15 protein-coding genes are annotated in these 19,105 nt (G+C 45.7%); 8 read left to right on the plus strand and 7 right to left on the minus strand.

All coding sequences use genetic code 11. From position 1 onward, the window contains the following. Nucleotides 1-57 precede the first annotated feature (57 nt). On the minus strand, nucleotides 58-1,761 hold the full coding sequence (locus QUB26_RS21880) for a lipoxygenase family protein (protein ID WP_333319695.1): 1,704 nt from the start codon (nucleotides 1,759-1,761) through the stop codon (nucleotides 58-60). Between the two features lie 330 nt (nucleotides 1,762-2,091). After that, nucleotides 2,092-3,225 (minus strand): class I SAM-dependent methyltransferase, encoded by a 1,134-nt coding sequence (locus QUB26_RS21885; protein ID WP_333319697.1) that lies wholly within the window; start codon nucleotides 3,223-3,225, stop codon nucleotides 2,092-2,094. A gap of 692 nt (nucleotides 3,226-3,917) precedes the next feature. On the opposite strand from QUB26_RS21885, the gene QUB26_RS21890 reads away from it, so the two are divergent. Then, nucleotides 3,918-4,958 (plus strand): adenylate/guanylate cyclase domain-containing protein, encoded by a 1,041-nt coding sequence (locus QUB26_RS21890; RefSeq protein ID WP_333239032.1) that lies wholly within the window; start codon nucleotides 3,918-3,920, stop codon nucleotides 4,956-4,958. A 270-nt stretch (nucleotides 4,959-5,228) separates the two neighbouring features. Next, nucleotides 5,229-6,575, plus strand: coding sequence for a pentapeptide repeat-containing protein (locus QUB26_RS21895; protein ID WP_333239031.1), 1,347 nt, complete (start codon nucleotides 5,229-5,231; stop codon nucleotides 6,573-6,575). Nucleotides 6,576-6,679: 104 nt separating this feature from the next. On the opposite strand, the gene fabG is transcribed toward QUB26_RS21895, so the two are convergent. Next, nucleotides 6,680-7,444, minus strand: a complete 765-nt coding sequence (fabG, locus tag QUB26_RS21900) for a 3-oxoacyl-[acyl-carrier-protein] reductase (RefSeq protein WP_172188962.1) — start codon at nucleotides 7,442-7,444, stop codon at nucleotides 6,680-6,682. A 73-nt stretch (nucleotides 7,445-7,517) separates the two neighbouring features. Here fabG and trxA point away from each other — a divergent pair, with 73 nt between their 5' ends. Together trxA and QUB26_RS21910 are read left to right on the plus strand one after the other, a co-directional pair. Continuing rightward, the gene (gene trxA, locus QUB26_RS21905; protein WP_333056552.1) at nucleotides 7,518-7,835 is read left to right on the plus strand and encodes a thioredoxin; all 318 of its coding nucleotides are present in this window, start codon (nucleotides 7,518-7,520) and stop codon (nucleotides 7,833-7,835) included. Nucleotides 7,836-7,994: 159 nt separating this feature from the next. Next, entirely contained in the window at nucleotides 7,995-8,579 is a 585-nt protein-coding gene (locus QUB26_RS21910) for a hypothetical protein (protein WP_333319699.1), read from the plus strand. 119 nt (nucleotides 8,580-8,698) lie between these two features. Here QUB26_RS21910 and QUB26_RS21915 read toward each other — a convergent pair whose 3' ends face one another. The 4 genes from QUB26_RS21915 to serA form a co-directional block, all read right to left on the minus strand. After that, a complete protein-coding gene (locus tag QUB26_RS21915) occupies nucleotides 8,699-9,640 on the minus strand; it encodes a pentapeptide repeat-containing protein (protein WP_333319701.1) in 942 nt (313 codons plus the stop codon). A gap of 87 nt (nucleotides 9,641-9,727) precedes the next feature. Further along, entirely contained in the window at nucleotides 9,728-10,216 is a 489-nt protein-coding gene (locus QUB26_RS21920) for a pentapeptide repeat-containing protein (protein WP_333319703.1), read from the minus strand. 94 nt (nucleotides 10,217-10,310) lie between these two features. Continuing rightward, a complete protein-coding gene (prmA, locus tag QUB26_RS21925) occupies nucleotides 10,311-11,201 on the minus strand; it encodes a 50S ribosomal protein L11 methyltransferase (protein WP_333319705.1) in 891 nt (296 codons plus the stop codon). Between the two features lie 184 nt (nucleotides 11,202-11,385). Next, nucleotides 11,386-12,969 carry a phosphoglycerate dehydrogenase gene (gene serA / locus QUB26_RS21930; RefSeq protein ID WP_333084682.1) on the minus strand — a complete coding sequence of 528 codons (1,584 nt, stop codon included), beginning with the start codon at nucleotides 12,967-12,969 and terminating at the stop codon, nucleotides 11,386-11,388. A 289-nt stretch (nucleotides 12,970-13,258) separates the two neighbouring features. Between serA and QUB26_RS21935 the strand changes: the two genes are divergently transcribed. The 4 genes from QUB26_RS21935 (at nucleotide 13,259) to QUB26_RS21950 (ending at nucleotide 18,941) form a co-directional block, all read left to right on the plus strand. Then, complete coding sequence (locus QUB26_RS21935; protein ID WP_333239023.1) at nucleotides 13,259-13,765, plus strand: hypothetical protein; 507 nt, start codon at nucleotides 13,259-13,261, stop codon at nucleotides 13,763-13,765. Between the two features lie 74 nt (nucleotides 13,766-13,839). Next, nucleotides 13,840-14,430, plus strand: a complete 591-nt coding sequence (locus tag QUB26_RS21940; RefSeq protein WP_333206265.1) for a Uma2 family endonuclease — start codon at nucleotides 13,840-13,842, stop codon at nucleotides 14,428-14,430. 392 nt (nucleotides 14,431-14,822) lie between these two features. Then, entirely contained in the window at nucleotides 14,823-18,101 is a 3,279-nt protein-coding gene (locus tag QUB26_RS21945; RefSeq protein ID WP_333319708.1) for a DEAD/DEAH box helicase, read from the plus strand. Nucleotides 18,102-18,116: 15 nt separating this feature from the next. Next, a complete protein-coding gene (locus QUB26_RS21950; RefSeq protein WP_333239019.1) occupies nucleotides 18,117-18,941 on the plus strand; it encodes an SWIM zinc finger family protein in 825 nt (274 codons plus the stop codon). Nucleotides 18,942-19,105 lie beyond the last annotated feature (164 nt).

Genomic DNA, 19,105 nt, shown 5'->3' on the forward strand with positions numbered 1-19,105 from the left:
GTGGGGGGCGTGGGGGTGGGGCGGCCCCCCCCCCCCCTACTCCCCAAAAATACACTCCTACATACTGATGCTATTTAGCACCAACGAAGGCTTGAGAGCAAAATAAGGAATGACTCGTTTTTGATTGTTAGCATCAATCCTTTGTTCTGCCATATTCAAATTTTGCTGGAACTGTCTGGCTAAAAGTTGGATCGGGGTTCCCGCAAAAACTTCGTCGAAGCTCATCCGGTAGAGTTCTCGGAAAGATTTATCGTAATAACCCAAACGGTCATATCGATAAGCTGACAAAATAAACATAGTTTTCAGTTGCTCAGCCGCTCGTTTGTACGGAGGAAGCAACCGTAAAATATCCTTTTCTGTAATCACTTCGAGATTGCCAGAAGCGGTAATTTTGGGAATGTCCCGGTAGGCTGCCAAGGGCATATTGGCGGCAAAAGCCATGTATTCGTACTGGGGAAAATTGACGGCTGAATGCTGCGGGCCGCAGGTGAAAATTACAGTTGTGACAATTTTAATTAATTGTTCAACTGTGTCGATTTTGCTTGGCATTCCTTTGACTTTACCGCCGTTATCAGACGCTAATTCTTGAGCCCAGGTTTGCAGTTCCACATCTTCTGCGATCGCCTCTTTCGTCGGGTAAAAGTGTTTGAGATAGCCGGAGACAAAGGTTTCGATCGCATTCCACAGCAGCAATCCATCATCTCGGTAAGGGTAGTGAGGCAGTTGATTTGGATCGTCCATTTCCCGATTTTTCAGTTCGGTTGGGAAGGCAAATTGATCCAGACTCCAGTTACTGCAAGCCTCTCTAGCTATTTCCATTGTCTCTGGCAAGCTACCGCTTAGCAAGTCATCGACTGGCCCGCCCGGAGCGATCAAATAAGAACGCGCCAGCTCGTTGTTAGTCAACATAAACCGAAAGTGCGGTTTCAGCAGCAGGCTAAGGGGGTGATTTTTAGCCAACTGTCGGGCGGTGACGATCGCGATTGGTTCCATCACCAAATGAGTTCGACCTAAATGCGAGCTCATTTCGTGGTGATTGGCATCTGCTACTTGCACGCAGAGTTTCGCAAACAGCCAATCCACAGGAGGATCGAACGGGGTGTAAAGATGGCTATTTGGGGTCGGATCTAGTTGAATGGCGATCGGCACCAGTTCACCGCGATCGCGGATTCCCGTCCACCGCCAAGCGAAAAAAGCTCGCGGTTTTGGCAAGAATTTTCTGCCTTTTTCATAGCTGCCGCCTCCAATTTTTGAAGGCGCGCGATAGTGTTCGTCGCTACCCGTATAATCGGCAATGTAAATGTTTTTTTGCTGCAACTCTTGGTGCAGATCGAATAACGGGTGAAAGCTGGAAATTTGTGCCAGTGTTTGCGCCCGAGGATCGCCGGCATCTAACAGGCGAAGCACCATCGGATTTGCTCCAGACAGGCGCTGTTCTGCAAAAGAGCGATCGGTTTGGTAGATTTTGGCAACAGCAGGTAGCGGCAGCAGAGTAAAGAAATCTTCATAGTCTTGGAGCTCGTCGAGAGGATCGAGAAAACTTCTCGAATCGGCCGCCAGCATATTTCCGGGAAGTTCCGATGTTGCTAGTATCCGCTCTCCAATATACTTGCTCGAAAAGTTCTCGACTGCGGGCACATCTTTCAATAATGCCAAAGGTGATAAACTCTCATAGTCAAACTGATAAGCTTGTTGTTGACGATTCAAGGAATCTTTGCGCTGTTCTTGGTTCGGGTCGTCTTGAGGAAGAAGAGGTTTCATATTGTCTACCACTGTATAAATCAACTCTCTTTTTGTAGTAAAATATCGGACATCATCACTACTGATCTAGGAGGGAATTTAAAAAGTATTGTGCAGGCTCACGCTTGATATAGGTCTTATTCACCGATCGATAATCTTATTCCGGATTTTTTTAAACTTAGAAAAATTCCTCAAAAGAAGGCAACACTTCTCGATCGCCCTAAATCGACCTATAAAAGTTTCATACTCCCGATCAAGAGATCGCACGCCCCGAACCCCGACATCTTTGAGAAGTCGGGGTTCGGGGCGTGCGGTTTTTGAGCTTTTTGAGCTTGGTCTACTGATTAGCGGTTATGTACGAACCATTAAATATTGGCCGTTGCCGATATATTCACCATCGCAACTCGCGAAAAGAGTTTCCGCCCAAATCAAGAAAAACCGCCAGATGCGACGAAATTTGCCATAGTCCATGCCGTAGTCTAAATCTTTGACTATTGCCTGAGAATCATCAAAATTTTTCAGCCAATTAACTAAGGTTGTAGAGTAATTGTATCCGTTGAGATACCAGTTTTTTATCGTTTTGAGGTCTTTGTTGTGGCTGGCAACGGCATCGTATTTCCAGATACGACCGTGGGGGAAAATGTATTTGTGGAGGAAAGGGCTGGACATATTGTTGGGAATGCGGACTGTGATAATGTGAATGAAAACTTTGCCGTTATCCTTCAGGAAAGAGGCAAGCTTTTGGAAACCCTTCGTTAAATTGCCTACATGCTCAAAAACTCCGATGGAGAGAATTTTGTCAAATTTTGTCTCGAAGTTGGCGTCGTTCAAATCGCCTTCATATAGGGTAAATCGACCGGAACTGAGGTAGCTTTCGGGGTCTTGCATCTTCTGACGCATATACTCGCATTGGTTGTGGCTGAGGTTAATGCCAGTAAACTGGACATTGGGGAATTTGGAAAGAATGTAATTGGGAACGCAACCCCAACCGCAACCAAAGTCTAAAATGCGATCGCCATCCTGAATGTCTAGCTTCTCAATCACATCATCAATCATGTGCATTTGCGATTGTTCAAGGTTGGCCGCTCCTTTTTCCCACAATCCCATGCTGTATTTAGGATAAATGAGTTTGCCGTCGCCTAACATCGGATTCAGCATTGCTTGAGGTAAGTCGTACTGAATCTTCATTAAATCCCGCGGCCCTTCGGCTGTATGGTCTGTTTCTGTTAGTACCCATTCATAGGGTGCAAGCAGGGAGGGGAAATGCTTAAAAAAGACGGGCATACAGGTATCAAAAAGCGATCGCAATACTGAATCTGCGACTTCTAATCCGTTGATGTAAGACTCTGCTACTGCCATTTGCACCGTGTTAACTGCACTGACTGCGAGGCGGGTTGCTCCGTAGGCGATCGGACTTTTGCTATGTACATCTCCCACGATGGGAATGTGTTTTTCGATGCTTTGTAGGGCTGTTGATGAAGTCATGGTTATAGTGGTTTTAAAGATGCTGCTATTCTATCTCACGAAAATTAGCTGGTTGTTAGAGATCCAAAAAGCTGAAACTATTGTCAAGTCAGGTTTGCACAGCCAAACTTCCCAAAATCCTAAAAACATATGGCGGTTGAAGGGGATTTGATAACGGATTTATAGGGTTTGGGCGATATGAATTTTATTAAGAATTATGTCAGTCTATTTGAGATTTGAGATTTGAGATTTGAGATTAACTCCAGAGCTTGAATTGGGGTATTTTCAGGGTGAGATTAAAATTTTAGTGTTCAGTTATACCATTTTAGATATTAGAATTGAAAATGAATGATGAGCTAAGAGTTGGACTCTTGCCTAGAGTTGCATTCTTTTTTTAAACTGGTGTCAATCGATTTTAGATTTTAGATTTTAGATTTTAGAGGCGACCCCACGGATAAATGCTCTTTCTTGAGGATTTTCGATTTTCGATTTTGGAGTGATTCCACGGATAAATCACGTGGCGGGTACCACCTTTGAAATTCGTGGTCAGTTGGGCGCTTGAGGTGAGGAAACGAGAAGCAAGTGCCGATCGCGACTTATAGTTAAGGTATCAGGGATACAGAAAAAATGCCCAGAAACCGGGTTTGCATACAGGTTCGCTGCAATAACAGATGTCCGCGAGATTCCTCGCTAATTAACTAGACGCGCCACCTATGCCACAGATTCACTATCTGCCGGACGATCGCACGATCGAGATAGACGACGACGATATAATTCTCGAAGCTTCCCTGCGTGCCGACATTCCCCACACCCACATCTGCGGCGGTAGCGCCCGATGTTCGACTTGCCGGGTATTGATTGTCGAAGGTTTGGAATTTTGTTCTCCCCGCACTTCGCCGGAAGAGGAACTTGCCAAAAAATTGCGCCTAGAACCGGAAATTAGGCTAGCTTGTCAGACACAGGTTGCGGGCGGCAGGGTGATTTTGCGCCGACTGGCGATCGATTCTGAAGACTTGGAATCATTTAACGACGAAATGGCCGGAAAGTTGATTTCTACTCCTGTGGGTCAAGAGAAGAAAATTGCAATTTTGTTTGCCGATATTCGAGGGTTTACTGCGTTTGCAGAATCGCTGTTGCCCTACGATATAATTTATGTTTTAAATCGCTATTTCCAAAAAATGGGTTATGTTATAAACCGCAATGGCGGGATGATTAATAATTACATGGGAGATGGTTTTATGGCGCTGTTTGGGTTGGAAAATCCCGACAAGGCGGCGGAACAAGCGGTGAGGGCTGGGGTGGAGATGCTGGAGGAACTAGAGAAACTCAATCCCTATTTTGAGACTTTATACCGTCACCGGTTGCGGATTGGGATTGGCATTCACTGCGGGTGGGTGGTTGTGGGGAATTTGGGGGCGTCGAAGAGTCAGACAGTTACGGCGATCGGAGATGCGGTGAATTTGGCCAGCCGGATCGAGGCTGCTAATAAGCAAGTGGGAACAAGTTTACTAATTTCCGAGGAGACTTATCAGGAAGTGAAAGAATTGGCGATCGTCGATCGGTGCGTATCCGTGCCAATTCCGGGTAAAAGTGGCGAATATCCGCTGTATGAAGTAGTCGGGATGCCGCCGCTGCCCGCGGCAATCGAGGTGGTTTCCGAGGTTAAAAATATTTCTATATGGCAAAAATTTGTCAATAAGTTACTGGCTTTATATGCTGCTGCGGGCAATTGGCTTCGCAAAATTTGGAGTTAAATCAGAAAACTCTAGAGCAACTTTTTTTATTTTTGTTATTCCCTCGATAATATGAATATTCCTAAGTCAATTCTTCGCATTTTTCTATTCTCCCGAACGATCAAATCCTTTGATCACAACGAGATTTAGACCTGTGACTTGCTAACCTGCTAACGGCTGGGGCTGAAGGTTGCACTGGCAAGGTTGCTTGCGATAAATTCAAAATCGGTAAAAATAAGGTAGAAAATATGGTACATTATGATGTGTGTTTTTTAAGACTGCGAAAATCCGATGAAATCAAAGTTAATTGAGCTTTTTGGCCTTCTTCTTGTGGGATTGCTGGCTAGATCATCTGATGCACAATCTCAACCGAATCAGCAGAATATAGTTCTACTTGAAAATTTACCAGGTACTGAGTTATCTTGTGGGTCTAGAGTCCGTAATGCTTTCCCAGGAGGGCCCTGCAAAGCCGTCATCGAAGATAACAAGTTAATTTTTTATATTGAAGTCGGCAGTCACCAAGAAAAATTGGGTAACCAACGCGCTACCCAAGCGATCGTGATTCCACTCAAAAATATTTTTACCATTACGACGAAAATCTGGAGTAACACCAAGGTTTATGGGTACATCGGATTTATGACAGATGAGTCATTGCCATCTGGAAACCGAACCAACTTCCTTGATTTTGAAAAAAAGATCATCGACTACGAAATCCCCAGTCTAGAAGCTTTGACTCAGGCCCAGCAGCAATGGTTGAAAATGCTGAGAACCAAACTGCTTCAACCCACCCAATTTGCAGCCAAGCTACGACCTGCTTTTGCCGATAAGCCATCGCAAAATTTATCTGAACTAACCAACCAGGTCTTATCAACCCGCATCTGCATTCGCTGCGATTTACGTGGAGCTAATCTAGAAGGCGCAGATCTCAAAAAGGCTAATTTAGAAGGGGCTAACTTAGCCGGGGCAACGTTAAAAGGGGCAAGATTAGAAAGTGCTAACTTGATTGGCGCAGTTCTAGATAATGCTGATCTCAGCAATACAAATTTAAAATTAATTCGACTTTCTCTGGCCTCCCTAAAGCAGGCAAAATTGACTAATTCAGCCTTAAACGGGTCGAATTTAGAATCAACCGATTTATCCTATGCCAATCTCGATCGAGCGTCTATGACCCCGGCAAATACATTTCCGGTGGTTCTAACCGGGGCGAATTTGAGCCATGCCAGCCTGATTAAAACCTCGCTCAACGGCGCAGTCATGACATTGGCAAATTTTCAGGATGCCAACCTCAAGCAGGCTAATTTCAATCCTGTCACAATTCAGGTCTTTAAACATAGCACTAGTTTGAGCCTTGCAAATTTTCAACGCGCCGATCTGACTGAGGCTCAATTACGATCGGCTTTTATTATAAATACCAATTTCCAAGATAGTAATCTCAGCCGTGCCAATTTAAGAGATGGAACTTTGTGGAATATTAACTTTCAAGGGGCAAATTTGACTGAGGCTATTATCGAGAAGACATCATTATTCCGCGTAAATTTGCGAAATGCCACAATGACAAAAACCCGTCTGAACAACGCTACATTTTGCCAAACAACGATGAGTGATGGTTCTGTTTCTAATGAAAGATGTAAGCGTTAATTTGGCAGGGTAATTACGCTGAAATGTGCGACCGCTCTTGACAATTAAACCGCAAATATCCGCGTTAATCCGCGTGCATCTGCGGTTAAAAAAATCCCCAAATCCTAAGCCATTACCATCCCCCCATCCACATTAAAAACCTGCCCCGTAATATAAGCCGCCGCCGCATCTGCCGCCAAAAACTTCACCATCCCCGCAACTTCCTCAACTTCCCCATATCTCCCCAGCGGAATATACTTCAAAATCTCATCAGACTTGACATCCTTAGTCATATCTGTAGTGATAAAACCCGGTGCAACTGCATTCACAGTAATCCCGCGACTCGCCAACTCTTTCGCCACAGTTTTAGTAAATCCAATTACCCCAGCCTTTGCCGCACTGTAATTAGCTTGTCCCGGATTGCCCATTTGTCCAGCAACCGAAGCAATATTAATAATTCGGCCGCTTCGCTGTTTCAGCATGATTTTACTGGCAGCTTTCGCACACAAAAACACGCCGGTTAGATTCAAATCAATTACCGCTTGCCAATCTTCCAACTTCATCCGCAGCAGCAAAGTATCGCGAGTAATGCCCGCATTGTTCACCAAAATGTCAATCCGTCCCCATTTTTCCATGACATTACTGGTGAGTAAATCTACTTGCTCAGTTTTCGAGACATCTGCTGCAAGTGCGACAGCTTCTCCTCCAGCAGCGACTATTTCTGCTACCACCTCATCAGCAGCCGCACTCGAACTCGCATAGTTGACGGCGACTTTAGCGCCCTCTGCCGCTAATGTTAAAGCAACGGCGCGGCCGATTCCCCGCGACGCACCGGTCACGACAGCAACTTGACCCCGCAATCTCTGAAAAGTCTCTGGTAATAATTCCATAATTGTATCCTCGCAATCTACCAGAGAATTTTGCACTAAAATCGAGCCAGAACCCAAAAAATTATTTTGTCTTATGGCAGTTCAAAAACAGTTCAGCAGTTTTGAGGAGTTACTATCGGGCTCTGACTTGCCCGTGTTGGTGGATTTTTACGCTACTTGGTGCGGGCCTTGTCAGATGATGGCACCGATTTTGGAACAAGTGAGTGGTCAGATGAAAGACAAGCTGATGGTTGTCAAAATTGACACGGATAAGTACGAACAGTTGGCGTCGCAGCATCACATTTATGCTTTGCCGACTTTGGTGTTGTTCAAAAATGGCGCTGAGGTCGATCGCATTGAGGGAGTGATGCAAGCGGCGCAGTTGATCGATCGAGTGCAACCTTTCTTGTAACCGGAGCCCATTATCTCACACGTAGGGTGCGTCAGCTAATAGACATCTCCCAAAAAGATATTCAAGAACAGGCAGGATGCCTGTTCCACAACAATTATGGGAGATGTCTAATATCTGATTCATTATGAATAAGATAATCCTAGTTGACGCACCCTACTGATGAAGACTCCCAGCCACGCTATTATCAATCTGGCAATTCTCGGCAAACCGCAACTGCCGCAAGCTAATCTAATTATTGCGATCGGCGGAATTTTGCCGGATATTCCGATATTTCTATTTTACTTTTGGGCGAAATACATTGCTCGCTTGCCCGAAGCTACAATCTGGTCAAAAGCATATTATGAGCCTTTTGTGCAAGATATTGTGGCTCTGTTTCATTCAATTCCCCTTGCGGTTATTGGTTGGCTAATTGCTTATTACTTTGGCTGGCAAAGTGTGCAAATTTTGTTTATCAGCATGATACTACACTCTCTGGGAGATTTGCCTGTCCACAATGACGACGCTCACAGACACTTTTTTCCGTTCAGCAATTACCGTTTTATCAGTCCGTTTTCTTATTGGGATAGGAAGCACTACGGGTCAATTGTTTCTCTAGTTGAAATGTTGTTAGTGCTGCTGTCAACTTTCCGGGTTTTTGGTTTTGTTAATTCTTATGTTGGTAAAGGATTGTTGATTTTGGTGAATTGTTTTTACTTAATTGGAGCGGTGTCTTTTTACGTTCGCTCTTTAGTTTCTCGTTCTTAATTATGCTGCTGCAATTGCTCTCTCACCGGATTATCGAGATTGTTTTTGCCCAACTGAGGGCGATCGTCCTTAAGGCATTATCATCGAAGCTGAGCCATCCTGCGACTACTTCTTCAAATTTAAAATTCACCCTCCCTAATCTCACCACGCCAGTGTGAAAAAGCACTGGTTGGACCCTGGATAAATTCTCCATCGCTCCAAGTAGTCTGGTAAAAGAATACATCTCCTTGGAGACCACCAGAAAGACAATTTTTAGCCCCCAGTAAGTTGCTTCCTATGAATTGAGAATAACTCATGTCAACTCCTGCTAAATTAGCATCTCTCAAATCGCAATAAAAAAACCAGACACCCAACCAATCTTCATCCCGACTAAATCGAGCATTTCTGAAATCAGAAAATATAGCCATTCCCAAGCCAACATTTTCCAAACAAGCACAACTAAAGTTGACATAGCTTAAGCGAGAACGACTCAGGTCAATATCACGCAAGTCAGCACCGCTCAAATCTACACGATGCAATATTTTATCCTGAAAATTTCGCTCGCCCTCGCCATAGCGCCGGAGCAATTCTTCAGCAGACAACGCTCTGTTTAAATCGTTTTGAATCCGGCCGTCAGGCATAGTCACTTGATGAAAAATAGTCTGCTCTGTTGTTTTAATGTCAGTCAAATTGGCATCAGTCAAATTAGTGTCAATCAGCACGGCACCCGTCAGGTCGGCACCCGTCAAGTCGGCACCTGTTAAGTCGGCACCAGTCAAGTCAACATTAACCAATTTAGCATTCCTGAGATTGGCATTGCTCAAGTTAGCTTTAATCAGTAGGGATTGATTCAGCCATACTCTTTCTAAGTTAGCATGGCTCAAGTTAGAATTAATTAAATTAGCCCCCCCCAAACTAGCGTCTTCCAGATTAGCACCGCTCAAGTTGATATCAACCAGGAAAAACTCGGAGAGATGAAAATTTTTCAGATCGAAACCAGAAAAATTTCTCTCTCCAGCTATATACCGTCTCCGTAATTCTCGCAGGTCGTAGATTGTCGTTGACTCTTTTTCGTCCACCACTGTTTTTAATCCTAGATAATATTAGTTAATTTTAAAATTCACCCCAGCCAGCATTACTATTACACACTCTTACATAAATGATTTAGGTTACTCATAATTTTCATCTTCATTATTAATAGTTCCATCTGGCATGATGGTATCACTAAAAATCAAACGCCCCTTTGGACTGACTTGAAATGTTGCCCCCATCAAGTTGGCTCTGGTCAGGTTGGTACAATTCAATAGCGTACAAAACAAGCTGGCTTCTCTCAAGTCAACATCAATTAGGTCGCCTAAGAGTTGAGCGTAATCTAGGATAGCATCCCTCAAATTGGCACCAGTCAATATAGTCAGCGATAGGGTAGCAAACTCTAGGTTAGCACTGCTCAAGTTAGCACCGCTGAGATTAACATAACTCAAATCGGCTCTAGTCAAGTTAGCACCGCTGAGATTGATACCGCTCAAATCATTCTGACCTGGTTGGAGGTCTTCGATGTATGTCACGTTAGCAACGTTTAAATCAGCATGACTTAAATCAACTCCAGGGAAATCCCTCTCTCCCGCAGCGTAACGCCTATAAAGTTCTTCAACGTCCATAGCTTTCTTATTCAAGCTATTTATACTTTGATAGTAGCAGCGCTTCTACGGACATAATGCTGTCCTAAAATCTCAACTCGAAAATCTCAGATCGCTAACTCCGCCGAATATTAAAACAGCACCAATCTTGGCGCTTCCACAGAGTAGCCACAATCCAGCCGTGCTGTTCGAGAGTGTCAGCAATTGGCTTAGCTTGTTCGAGCAAAATGCCGCTGAGCACTGCCCAAGTAGTGGGTTTGCTAATTGCAGTGAACTGCGGAATTAAATCAATGATTACTTCTGCTAAAATGTTGCATATCAAACCGTCGATCGGCTCATCGACCATTTCTTTCAAGCGATCGATACTGCCGAGCTCTGCAACTAACTGCTGAGAATTAACGCGGTTGAGTAGTCTGTTGCTAATGGTCGATCGCACTGCCAAAGGATCGGTATCCAAAGCATAAACTTTTGTAGCGCCCAACAACACCGCGCCGATCGACAAAATACCCGATCCGCAGCCGATATCAGCAACAATGCACTCTTTGTCATCAAAACCCAGCCGCATTTCCAGCGACTCCAGACACAGTTGAGTCGTAGCGTGAGCACCAGTACCGAAAGCAACACCGGGATCTAAACGCAAAATAATGCGATCGGTATCAGTCGGTGGGGGCAGCCAGGCCGGATTAATTAAAAAGCGATCGCCCACTTCTTGAGGCTGCCAGTGCTGCTTCCAAGTGGTGCCCCAGTCTTCGTCTTCAATCAAATCCCACTGCATCGCAGGTAGGGGCAAACCTGCACACAGAGCATCTTGGCGCAGCCACAGAGACAGAGCGGCCAAATCCAGCAATCCTGCCTGTTCTTCGGGCAAATAAGCCGACATCAGGCAGGAATTGCTTTTGATCTCAGTAGCAGTTCCCCTACAGTTAAACCGTTCCAGACGCCAAAAGATGATATCTTCCAGCGCCGGATCGCAAAGAATTCTAATTTCCCACCAGCTATGTGCCATAACGATTTTAGATTTTAGATTTTAGATTTTAGATTGGCCCAGGGGAACTGGAGACTGGGAACTGGGGAGTGAGGAAGGAGGATTGGCTAATAGAAAAATTCCCGCTTTCAGGCCAATGACCAATGACCAATTACCCATTACCAATTATCAGCCCTGGCATCCAAAATCTAAACTCCAAAATCCGTCAAAGATTTACCGTGTAAGCATCCCGAATTCCCGGAACTTTTAGGATCTCGGCCAGTATCCCTTCTGGTAGAGGGTCATCGAGGCTCAAAACCATCACCGCATCGCCTCGCACGATTTTACGGCCTACTTGCATACTGGCAATATTGACATTAAAACTGCCCAATTGGGAACCAATTTTGCCAATAATCCCCGGCATATCGCGGTGCAAGGTAAACAGCATATGGTGAGTGGGGGAAACGTTGACCGGGAAATCGTCAACACTGGTAATCCGAATTTCGCTTTCGCCGAGCACTGCACCTGTCACGGTGTGTTCGCCGAGGGTTCCCTTGGCCGAGAGGTGCAGGGAGCCGGTGTAGTCGCGAATTGAGGCGTCTCTGGTTTCGACGACGCGAATTCCGCGTTCTTTGGCTTCAATGCTGGCGTTGACGTAGTTAACGCGCTCTCGCAGGGCTTGGGATAGCAGGCCTTTGAGGGCGGCCACGACTACGGGCTGGCTTTGGTTGCTGGCCAATTCGCCTTGCAGTTGAACGTTGAGGTAATCGACTCGGCCTCCGGCTAGCTGGCTGACGAGGTTGCCTAGGGTTTCGGCGAGTTGCAGGTAGGGTTTGAGTTTTTCGATCGAGTCTGGGTAAATTCCTGGTATGTTAACAGCCGATCGCGCGGGCAATCCCAACAGCACGTCGCGAATTTGTTCAGCCACGTCGATCGCCACATTCACCTGAGCTTCCGCTGTGGATGCTCCCAAGTGGGGCGTCAGCACGATGTTCTGGCCGACAGTCCGCAACGGGGAATCAGCTTCGAGGGGTTCATGTTCGTAAACGTCCAAAGCTGCGCCGGCGATCTGACCTGATTTGATGGCTTCTGCGAGGGCTGCTTCGTCGATGATGCCGCCTCTGGCGCAGTTTATGATGCGGGCCGTAGGCTTCATTTTCGAGAGCACTTCAGCGTTAATTAAGTGCAGGGTTTCCGGCGTTTTGGGGATGTGCAGGGTGATGTAGTCGGATTCGCGCATCAGCAGTTCGAGTTCTACCAAGCGGCAGCCCAACTGGTCGGCTCTTTCGGTCGAAATGAAGGGATCGTAGGCCAGCAGTTTCATGCCCATTGCTTTGGCTGCGGCGGCGAGGTGGGAGCCGATTTTGCCCAAACCGACGATGCCGAGGGTTTTTTTGTAAACTTCTACGCCCAGAAAGCGGTTGCGTTCCCATTTACCCGCTTTGACGGATTCGTTAGCTTCCGGGATGTGGCGAGACATCGAGAGCATCATGGCGAGCGCGTGTTCGGCGGCGGCGATCGTGTTGCCTTCGGGGGAATTGACGACTACAATTCCTTTGCGGGTAGCGGCGGGTACATCGACATTATCTACGCCGACGCCGGCTCTGCCGATAATTTTAAGTGAATTCCCGGCTTCTATGATTTCTTTGGTAACTTGGGTGCCAGAACGGATCATCAAAGCGTCGTAATCTGGAATAATTTTTACCAGTTGTTCGGCTGAGAGTCCTGTGTTTACGTCAACTTGCGCGACTTGGGAGAGGATGTCAATTCCGGCTTGGTCGATCGGATCGGATACTAGAACTTTAGGCATAGCAAGCAATTGAGTGCAATAGTAAAAATAGACCGAGCGTTGGCGAGCTCAAAGTTGAGACTTACACTTAGAGCAGTATCTAACAGCTCAGCTCAAGCTTGCCTTTGTGCAGTTTGAATTGTATCTGTATTCGGTCAAGGTCGGCCGTTTTTTGCATGAAATATTTTAGCTTTGCGGGCGATCGGACTCTCTGACCGTCTCAAAATCCCCCAAGTGCTTAGCTAGTATGTCTTTTCGGTCTATAATAGACTTTGGCTATTTCAGCCTAACTATCAGGAATTGTTTTCTAATGAATTATCTTATCGCCGTACTGCCCGATCGAATGCAAGCCGAAGCTGCCTACTGTGCTCTCGAAAAAGAAGGCTTGCCTATGAAGCAAGTGAGTATTTTGGGCCGCGGCTACAAAACTGCTGATGAATTTGGCTTGATCGACCCGAACCAGCAAGCGAAGAAACAAGCTAAACTCATGGCTATTTGGCTGATTCCCTTTGGCTTTATTGCTGGGGTTACTTTCAGCTTGATTACTCAGTTGAAGACTTTTGCCTGGGCGGGGGAAATTGGCGATCACGCGATCGGCGGCGTACTCGGTGCGATCGCCGCTGCGATGGGCAGTGTGTTTGTTGGAGGCGCGGGCGGTATGGCTTTTGGTAGTGGCGATGCTTTGCCCTACCGCAACCGTTTGAATGCCGGTAAATTTTTGATTGCGGTTAAGGGTACTGATGATTTGACTGGGAAAGCTGCGAAGATTTTGCAGCAGTTTAAACCGGAAAATATCCAAGGTTATACAGAGACTTAGTTATTTGTTTGTTAACAGTTGACTGTTGACTGTTGACTGTTGACATTCAACTCGTGTAATATTTGGAGGCAGTTATGGAATCACAAACTATCCCCCTAGATTCTCCCCTAGAATTAACCCTCGAATTAACAGACGAGCAGTTTTTTCAGTTGTGTATTGACAACCGGGATTTGAGATTTGAGCGCACTGCTAGTGGAGGATTGATTATTATGCCACCTACGGGTAGCGAGACTGGTAATTTCAACATTGACTTATCGTACCAACTTCAATCTTGGAGCAGACAAAATAAGCATTTGGGAATTGCTTTTGATTCTTCCACTGGATTTAAACTGCCCGACGGTACAGATATTTCTCCCGATGCTGCTTGGATTCGGCGCGACAGGTGGGATGCTTTAACTGCTGAAGAAAAAAAGAAATTTGCGCCGATTTGTCCCGATTTTGTGGTGGAATTGCGTTCGACTACTGACTCGCTAGAAAAATTGCGGGCTAAAATGAAAGTATATGTGAAAAATGGAGCAAGGTTGGGATGGTTGCTCGATCGCAAAAATAGAAAAGTAGAAATCTCCCGTCAAGGTTCAGATGTGGAAATTTTAGACTCGCCTGCAACTCTGTCCGGTGAAGATGTACTACCCGGTTTTGTGTTGGATTTAACTGATATTTTCTAAATTTGTAATAGACCTCTTGCAAAAATAATTAGGACGGGCAAGATGCCCATCCCACAAAATTTATTTTTTCTTGTGGGATGGGCATATTGCCCGTCCTATCAATTGATGAAAAGGATTTTTTGCAAGAGGTCTAATAAGACTCGGCGGTTGAAACTGCATCTATCAAGTCCAAACCCGCAGAGGGTGGTTAAAGAGGACTCGGCGGTTGAAACCGCGTCTACACAAGCAAAACCCGCCGACGCGGGTTAAATATAGCGCGGTAAAATTACGTTATTCTCTTTAGTCTGCGGATGCGGACATCGTTTGTATAGCAGCGGTTTCAACCGCCTTCTTATCTTTTCCCACTCATTCATGATATGATAGGCTGCCAAAGGTTGCGTTTGGTATAACCTATGAAAATCCTCCACGGGACTTGGATTCCTCAAGCAGAAGAGAATTTTATTCAACCTGGAACGTTTTATATTTGGGTTGAAACCACTGAAAAGAAAAAACAGCCTGCTAAGGTTCATCCCCGACAATTGAAGACGGCACAGTTAAGAGAGTTTCTAACGAAAGAAGCCGGGATTCAACTGTCAGCAATCAGCAATACAAGTGCGATGGGGCGAGAATACGCGATCGTCCCTCGGTATTTTTTACTGCCAACTGCAGACAACCAGCCGTTACCATCTTTAGAGTTAGCGCGATATTTAGAGACAGAGTTACCCGAAACATTTGAGTTGGAGTATTGGGAAGTTGATTGTGTGTGCATCGCCACCCACACTTTGACTAAAGTATTGAACGATCTGCATTTTTTTGCCCTCTACGATTTAGCAGAAGTTCAGTTTGGTTCAGACTTGCTATTTTGGTATCACTACACCCAAATTTTTAAGCAAATTGTTCTGAAAGATCATTATATTCCGGCGTTGCGCTATCGAGAAACTGCTCCGATCGCGATCGCACCCATCGAAACATCCGAACCCGCTGAGAAAGCCACGCGCGGGCGTAAGAAAGCGGGCGAGACAAAAACCAAAACAACTGCAAAAACTCCAAAAACACCTGCCAAAATTGCACCCAGCTTTGAAATTTATCCGGGATGGGAAATTGTTTCAACACAGTACGAAACTGATTTACAACGCTATGTTGAATGGATGCCTTTAGTTTGTGTGTCCGGTTTTCGGAAGATCCAGCTACAAGATACACCAAAGTTCTACGATCGCGAACGGTTGCTGCGGCATTTTTCCGAGTGTGCGATCGCCGAAATCGTCACTCAAACCCCCATCCCAGCATCGTTTGAAAATAAGATTGCGGATTCTTTACTCCAAATCTGCCTCAACCAAACACGAAAAATCGCGCGAGTAAGCCTTGAACAATACCGGCAATGGCAAACCTGGCGCGATCGCATTACGCGCAATCAATCTGCGGACTCATTCTCCCTCTGTTTTCAACTACAATCCCCCGAAAACCCCGAACAGCCTTGGGTTTTAGAGTTTCAGGTGGCTGCGAAAAAAGACCCATCTCTGCGGATGCCGTTGCAGGATTATTGGCGATCGCGATCGACTCAACAAAAACAGTTGCAAACACAATTCGGAGACAACTTTGAGCAACATTTACTGACAAATCTCGGCTACGCTGCCCGCATTTATCCCCAACTTTGGCAAGGGCTAGAAACCGACAAACCCGTTAACATTACCCTCAGCTTAGATGATGCTTTCACCTTTCTGAGCGAGTCCGCTTGGGTATTAGAAGATGCCGGATACAAAGTGATTGTCCCCGCTTGGTGGACGCCGAAGGGACGACAACGGGCGAAGATTCGCCTGCAAGTCAAAGGGAAGGGCAGCAAGAGTGCTGCAATCAAGGGCAAAGGATTGTTTTCGGCGGATTCTTTGGTGGAATATCAGTATGAATTGGCGATCGGGGGTGAACGAGTTAGCGAACAAGAATGGCAGGCGTTAGTTAATAGTAAAACACCGCTGGTACAGTTCCGAGGACAATGGATGGAACTGGACAAAGATAAAATGCAGGAGATGCTGAGTTTTTGGCAAAAACATCGCGAAGAAAACCCCGATTTAAGCCTGATTGACTTTATGAAGTTGACGGCAGAAGGAGAAGCTAGTGAAGAGTTAGAGGTGGAGCGCGATCGGGCGTTATCGGATATGTTGGAGAAGCTGCACGATAAGAGTCGGCTCGAATTAATTACAGATCCAGTAATGTTTCAGGGCAAGTTACGGGATTACCAAAAGCGCGGCGTTTCTTGGTTGAGTTATTTGGAAAGTTTGGGATTAAATGGCTGTCTTGCCGATGATATGGGTTTGGGTAAATCGGCGCAGGTAATTGCTCGATTATTGCAAGAGCGGGAAGTTTTATCTACTACAAAAGAGAGGGAAAAAGCGATCGCACCTTCGGTTCTACCCACGCTGCTAATTGCGCCCACTTCCGTAGTTGGTAACTGGCAAAAGGAAATGGAAAAATTTGCTCCAGAATTGCGATCGCTGATTCACCACGGCCCTCAACGTTTGCAAGATGCCAAAGCATTCAAAGCCGCCGTCCAAGATTGTGATATGTTAATTACTTCCTTTACCTTGGTGCGAAAAGACGAGAAACTGTTGAGCAGCGTAGCGTGGCATCGCGTGGTAATTGATGAAGCGCAGAATATTAAAAATCCGAAAGCGGCGCAAACCAAGGCGATTTTAAAGTTACCCGCTACCCATCGACTAGCATTGACTGGAACACCCGTGGAAAATCGATTGCTGGATCTATGGTCAATTTTTAATTTCCTCAATCCGGGCTATCTGGGCAAAGAGGCGCAGTTTCGGAAGTTGTTTGAAATCCCGATTCAAAAAAATGGGAGTCGCACGCAATCGGCAGCGCTCAAAAAATTAGTGGAACCCTTTATTCTCCGGCGTCTGAAAACCGATAAGTCGATTATTCAGGATCTCCCCGATAAAGTTGAGCAAAAGCTATACTGCAATCTCACCCGCGAGCAAGCTTCGCTTTATGAAGCGATTGTGAAAGAGGTAGAACAAGAAATTGACGAGACGGAAGGGATGAAGCGCAAGGGGATGATTTTGGCGACACTGCTGAAGCTGAAGCAAATTTGTAACCATCCGCGCCAGTTTTTGCAAGATGAAAGTGAGTTTACACCAGAGCGATCGCACAAACTGGAACGGCTGATCGAGATGATTGAGGAAGTCAAAGCAGAAGGCGAAAGTTTATTGGTATTTACGCAGTTTACAGAACTGGGAAGCGCGTTGGAAAAATACATTAAACAAACGCTACATTACAACACTTACTACATCCACGGGGGAACCAGTCGCGAAAAACGGGAACGGATGATTTCAGAATTTCAAGATCCAGAGTCTGAACCTTCGGTATTTATTCTGTCACTGAAGGCGGGCGGCGTGGGAATTACGCTGACAAAAGCCAATCACGTGTTCCATTTCGATCGCTGGTGGAATCCGGCGGTGGAAGATCAGGCGACGGATCGGGCGTTTCGGATCGGACAGGAAAAAAATGTGTTTGTGCATAAGTTTGTGGCTATTGGCACTTTGGAAGAAAAGATTGACCAAATGATTGAGGACAAAAAGAAATTGGCAGGGTCAATTATTGGTGCTGATGAATCGTGGTTGACTGAGTTGGATAATGAGGCATTTAAGAAGTTAATTAGGCTCAATAAAAATGCAGTTTTAGATTAGGAGAAACCAAAAAATATGTCACAATTTACTCGGACTTGGTGGGGCAATAAATTTATCGATGCGTTAGAAAGATTTACAGATTCTGGGCGACTCGGACGGGGACGTTCCTATGCGCGGAATGACAAGGTAAAAAGCTTTAAGATTAATGATGGCTTAGTGATGGCAAAGGTGAGAGGCTCGGTTAATCCTTATTTTGGGGTTTATAAGGAGCCTCTGTACACAACTCAAATTGAGTTTGAGCCGATTAGTCAGGCAAAGTGGCAAATGGCGATCGCCCAAATGGCATCAAAAGCCAGCTTCATTTCCCGGCTGCTGCTCAACGAAATGCCCGACAATATTGAAAAGGCTTTCTCACCCCTCGGATTGCACCTTTTACCCAGCAGCCGCGAGGACTTTAAGACTACTTGCTCTTGCCCAGACTATAGCAATCCCTGCAAACATATTGCCGGAGTTTATTATTTGGTGGCGGCAGAATTGGACAAAGATCCATTTTTACTGTTTGAATTACGGGGGCTTTCTAAGGAAGTGCTGCACCGGGAATTAGCAAAAACGCCTTTGGGCTTGGCGCTTTCTGCCGAGTTAACGGCGGATGCAGCGGCCCCTGTGGCGGTGGATTCCTATTACACGCAGGCGATCGCCAGTGAGGCGCAAACGGTCAGCCTGAAAGAGTTTTGGCATGGTGCAAAGCGATTACCGCAGACAATTGAGGTGGCAGCGCAGAGTGGTGTAAGTGCGATCGTGGTTAAGAAACAGGGAGATTTTCCACAGTTTTGGCACAAGGATGGTTCGTTTATTGAGGCGATGGAAGAACTGTATTTGCGGGTGAAGAAGAATAAGTAGTTGGGTGGACAATTTTGCTGCCATACTCGATCGAGCTCTTGCAAAAACTTTAACTCGAAGACTTCATAGATTTGGTACAATAATCGTGCTCATCATATCAGCTTTACCAGCAACCAAAATCATACGCTCGTTATTTGATGATTTTAGACTATAATTAAATTAGT

The organism is Microcoleus sp. B4-C1, assembly GCF_036705285.1.
Classification (GTDB): Bacteria; Cyanobacteriota; Cyanobacteriia; order Cyanobacteriales; family Microcoleaceae; genus Microcoleus.

Excerpts from the sequence above, each read along its gene's own strand:
- fabG (WP_172188962.1), bottom strand. The coding sequence starts at position 7,444 with ATGGAATTATTACCAGAGACTTTTCAGAGATTGCGGGGTCAAGTTGCT.
- QUB26_RS21890 (WP_333239032.1), top strand. The coding sequence starts at position 3,918 with ATGCCACAGATTCACTATCTGCCGGACGATCGCACGATCGAGATAGAC.
- serA (WP_333084682.1), bottom strand. The coding sequence starts at position 12,969 with ATGCCTAAAGTTCTAGTATCCGATCCGATCGACCAAGCCGGAATTGAC.
- QUB26_RS21880 (WP_333319695.1), bottom strand. The coding sequence starts at position 1,761 with ATGAAACCTCTTCTTCCTCAAGACGACCCGAACCAAGAACAGCGCAAA.
- trxA (WP_333056552.1), top strand. The coding sequence starts at position 7,518 with ATGGCAGTTCAAAAACAGTTCAGCAGTTTTGAGGAGTTACTATCGGGC.
- QUB26_RS21940 (WP_333206265.1), top strand. The coding sequence starts at position 13,840 with ATGGAATCACAAACTATCCCCCTAGATTCTCCCCTAGAATTAACCCTC.
- QUB26_RS21945 (WP_333319708.1), top strand. The coding sequence starts at position 14,823 with ATGAAAATCCTCCACGGGACTTGGATTCCTCAAGCAGAAGAGAATTTT.
- QUB26_RS21935 (WP_333239023.1), top strand. The coding sequence starts at position 13,259 with ATGAATTATCTTATCGCCGTACTGCCCGATCGAATGCAAGCCGAAGCT.
- QUB26_RS21920 (WP_333319703.1), bottom strand. The coding sequence starts at position 10,216 with ATGGACGTTGAAGAACTTTATAGGCGTTACGCTGCGGGAGAGAGGGAT.
- QUB26_RS21910 (WP_333319699.1), top strand. The coding sequence starts at position 7,995 with ATGAAGACTCCCAGCCACGCTATTATCAATCTGGCAATTCTCGGCAAA.
- prmA (WP_333319705.1), bottom strand. The coding sequence starts at position 11,201 with ATGGCACATAGCTGGTGGGAAATTAGAATTCTTTGCGATCCGGCGCTG.
- QUB26_RS21950 (WP_333239019.1), top strand. The coding sequence starts at position 18,117 with ATGTCACAATTTACTCGGACTTGGTGGGGCAATAAATTTATCGATGCG.
- QUB26_RS21885 (WP_333319697.1), bottom strand. The coding sequence starts at position 3,225 with ATGACTTCATCAACAGCCCTACAAAGCATCGAAAAACACATTCCCATC.
- QUB26_RS21895 (WP_333239031.1), top strand. The coding sequence starts at position 5,229 with ATGAAATCAAAGTTAATTGAGCTTTTTGGCCTTCTTCTTGTGGGATTG.